At 61.4% G+C, this 3,649-nt stretch carries 5 protein-coding genes; all 5 read right to left on the minus strand.

The genetic code is table 11. The annotated features are described in order from the left end of the window. Nucleotides 1–44: 44 nt before the first annotated feature. Complete coding sequence (locus AC27KI_RS20695) at nucleotides 45–392, minus strand: DUF4148 domain-containing protein (protein WP_284430680.1); 348 nt, start codon at nucleotides 390–392, stop codon at nucleotides 45–47. Between the two features lie 228 nt (nucleotides 393–620). Further along, entirely contained in the window at nucleotides 621–959 is a 339-nt protein-coding gene (locus AC27KI_RS20700; protein WP_272566610.1) for a DUF4148 domain-containing protein, read from the minus strand. Between the two features lie 874 nt (nucleotides 960–1,833). Continuing rightward, a complete protein-coding gene (locus AC27KI_RS20705; protein ID WP_487115586.1) occupies nucleotides 1,834–2,226 on the minus strand; it encodes a hypothetical protein in 393 nt (130 codons plus the stop codon). A gap of 13 nt (nucleotides 2,227–2,239) precedes the next feature. After that, nucleotides 2,240–2,875 (minus strand): hypothetical protein, encoded by a 636-nt coding sequence (locus AC27KI_RS20710; protein ID WP_487115588.1) that lies wholly within the window; start codon nucleotides 2,873–2,875, stop codon nucleotides 2,240–2,242. 123 nt (nucleotides 2,876–2,998) lie between these two features. Continuing rightward, on the minus strand, nucleotides 2,999–3,649 hold a 651-nt coding region (locus AC27KI_RS20715), incomplete at its 5' end, for an adenylate/guanylate cyclase domain-containing protein (RefSeq protein ID WP_487115590.1).

Here is a 3,649-nt window from a genome sequence, read left to right on the forward strand (position 1 = left end):
CTGACCGGCCGCGCGCCGTGGCGTGCCGGTGGCGCAACGCCTGCTCAGTGGCTGGTTTCGCTGGCTTCGGCACCAGCCACCGGCTGGGCGCCCTGGGCCCGGCGCAGTTCGGCCTGGAAGGCGCTGCCGCTGCGCAGGCGCTGGTATTCGGCCAGGCGCTGCGGGCTGGCTTCGTCCACCGCTTCGGAGCGGTCGCCCTCGTTGGCCTGGCCCAGCCCGGCGCGCTGCCACAGGCGGGTGTCGGCCTCCACGGCGGCGCGCGTGAGCGTGCTGCGGGTGGCCACGGGCTCGTCGCCGAAGCGGTCTTCCTGCGATGGCGCGGCGTGGGCGGCGGACACGGTGGCGCCGGCGAAGGCGATGGTGGCAATGGCGATCAGGTGCTGGGTGTTCATGGTGTGCGTTCCTTGGGCTTGAAAACAGGGGTGACAAAGGGCAGCGGGGTGCCTGCCTGACTGACAGTTTCGGTGTTTCGCCGGGCCCGGTATGTGCGTAAACGCACAGCGAAAATGCATCGGTTCAGGGCGGGATGAAAAGCGCCGCCCATGAAAAAAAGCCCCGGTGCTTCTCGCACGGGGGCTCGGGGGTGTGGCGCGCCGTGGCGCGCCGGGATGCGCGGGGCATCAGTTCATCGTGGTGCTGGAGGCCATGCCGGCGACGTTGTGGCCGCCGCCGACGCGCTGGACTTCGGCCAGGTACTCGGGGCCGCTGCGTTCGCGCTGGTACTGGGCCAGGCGCATCTGGTAGGCGGGATCGGCATCCGGCGTGCGGTCGGCGGCTTCGAACTGGTTCAGGCCGGCGCGGTTCCACAGGTTCAGGTCGGCCACGACTTCAGCGCGGGTCAGCGGCTGGCCCTGCTCGACGGGCTGGGCGCCGAACTGGTCTTCCTGCGACACGGGCGCGGCGGAGGCGGCACCGGCAAAGGCGATGGCGGCAATGGCGATGAGGTGTTTGCGGTTCATGGTAGTGATTCCTTCCTTGGGAGCGATTCAACTGGACTGCAGCGCCGGATTGCGTCTGCATGGAAGCCAGTTTGCGCCGCCGGACCCGCCAGGTCTGTGCGAAAACGCACAGTTTTGTGTAGGTCTGTCGCCTACCGGCCCGTGCGCCCAGGGCCGCCGCCGCGTCCGACAGGGCCGCGCTTCCGAGGGAAAAATGCCGCACTGCAACATCGCGTTACGCGGGTGGCCGGATCGGAAGCGCTACCGACCTTCTCGCTTGAGCGCTGCGTTGCACGCCGGCCAACTCCTCGTCTCATAGCGCAGTTTGCGCCCTTTGGGCTCATTGACCGGCCCGGACTGTCAGTTCGACGGGCTGCGTTTGTGCAACAGAGCCGGTTTGCCCAACGCTCAGAGCCTCATCGGCTAGACGCAGTTGATCAAATCATGTGGCGGACACCACGGTTCCGTGGGGCCGACGATGACAACGCCCCCCGGATCACTGCCACCTGGCGGATAGGGATACCAAACTGGTGTGGGCCCTTCAGGCGAGGGAGAATATCCTCCGACCGGTACGCCCTCACCACTATATCCTCGACCGGAATCTGGCTTCTTCTCAATAGGAGTCCAAGTAGTCGCACCTGCAGTCGGTGTCAGGTACTTCACGCATTCCACGCCATTACAAATAGTCACGGTATCATTGGCCTGCCATAACGGGACGCGTGGATTTACATAAACCGAAATAAAAAAGCCGGGCATCAATCGGATTCATTGGGGCTGCGCAACCCCTGCATAAATATGAACCATAGTCAGCCGCTACGCATAGCATGGCTGCAAAAAAACCAACAGCCAACCAGAATACAGACTTATTCTTTGCAATCATAATGCCCTCCATTTTTCATTTTAGATTCGACTGAATTTGAGCTGCTTTCTTCATTCCTTCGCGCTTTTGCTCTGGAGTGAATTTGCTTATAACATGGCTCATATAGTTGTTCAAACTATCCTTCAACTCCTTGGGCGTTTCACGATTGCTCTGAATCGATGAAATCCATAGCAATTCATATGCGTAAGAAGTGCTCTGATTGGAAAGGCTCCCTAAAATCGGATCATCTTTGCTCGCGCCATACATCGAAGCAAGAGTCTTGTAGGATCGCGAATCACCCTCCCTGGTTGCCTGTTCTAAAAACTGCACAGCCGTCTTATTCCAGCTGGCTATCTCATCCTGCGTTAATGGTATGTACTCATTGGGCGTCGGCCACCGACCGAGGGGGCCGGCCTCGAAGTACGACATCCTTGCGTCAGCATCACCACGCTCCGCCAACTCTGCAAGAATGCTCTTGCGAAGCGAAAAAAGCCGAATCATTGAGGCCGCCGCAATACTTGAGATAGTCCTGGTGCACATCCAGCAGACTATTTGCATCATCCACCGAACCGCGAGATCTTTGTGCTCCTGCAACTTGTCCAACTGTTCGGCGATTCGCGCAATAGCTGAGCCCGCTTATCATTTCACCCTTTTCTGCATTGGTGTGGGTACTCTTCGCGCTATATTTGGAAAAAATCTCATGAACAGGGCTTTTGGGCTTGTCCATTCCCGTCATCCAGTCAGCGACATTCAGCTTTTCAGCTGAAATCGCTTGCGCTTCGGAATCCAATCCCTGTTCAACGCCGCTGGATTGCTCACCGGTCTGAGCTCTTTCCCAGGGAAACGCTGAGCCCCTTAATCCGCCTGAAACCGGCACGACCGCAGCTTGGCCATCCATGCCGCCTGATTTTGTCTTTTCAGTAATCACCAGGCAAGCGATGATTGCAATCAAGCACAAGACCACGAGTACGGTAACGGCAGAGCGCTTGGCGAAGCGTTGGGTTGGCAAAAAGTTATCCTCCTGAGGCATTCTAGCTATTCTCCAAAAATTATCAATGCGAATGACTTTGTCGCGCAAAACAATCTTCTTTCAGATTGCCGCTTTCAGCGAAGGATTCTTGCTGCCGCGTTGACGCGATATTCTTCTGAAGTCTGGAATTCGCAGCAATGCTTTTCATTGGGGCAACAAAACCGTTGAAGGCTATGGCGCGCCGCCGCCGAAGCGCGGCTCCCCCCACTGCCGAGCGGGATGGGCCACGTACAGCACCTGCAGCGGCGCCGACCGGCCGCGCACGGTGACGGGCTCGGGCGGGCCCAGCGCATCGGCCACGCCCGCCAGGCGCGCGGCCTCCAGCGACAGCACGAGCCGGGCGGCCACCACCTTCGAATGGTCCTGCAGGCGGCTGGCGGTGTTGACGACCTCGCCCACGGCCGTGAACGTGGTCGTGTCCTGAAAGCCCACCTCGCCCACCGCCACCGTGCCGGCGTGCAAACCCATGCCGAAGTCCAGCGGCTGCCCGAACTGGTCGGTGAACGAGCCGCCCCAGGCGTCCATGCGCTGCTCGATGAGGGCGGCCGCGCGCACCGCCTGGGCGCAGGCGGTGGGCAGGTCGGTGTCCAGCCCGAAGATCGCCATCACGCTGTCGCCGATGAACTGGTTGGCCAGGCCGCCGCTGTCGCGCACCGCAGCGCCCACCCGGTCGAAATACTGGTCCAGCACCCAGGCCAGGTCGAAGGGCCACTGCCGCTCGGCCAAGCCCGACCAGCGCCGCAGGTCCACGAACAGCACGGCGACCTGGCGTTCGCGCCCCAGGGGCCGGGCCGCGGCCGCCGCGCCGGGCTGGAACAGCGG

Source organism: Acidovorax sp. KPB24-03, assembly GCF_057546605.1.

What these genes read in the sequence shown, in the direction of transcription:
- AC27KI_RS20695 (WP_284430680.1), bottom strand. Translation starts at nt 392, where the DNA reads ATGAACACCCAGCACCTGATCGCCATTGCCACCATCGCCTTCGCCGGC.
- AC27KI_RS20705 (WP_487115586.1), bottom strand. Translation starts at nt 2,226, where the DNA reads ATGTCGTACTTCGAGGCCGGCCCCCTCGGTCGGTGGCCGACGCCCAAT.
- AC27KI_RS20700 (WP_272566610.1), bottom strand. Translation starts at nt 959, where the DNA reads ATGAACCGCAAACACCTCATCGCCATTGCCGCCATCGCCTTTGCCGGT.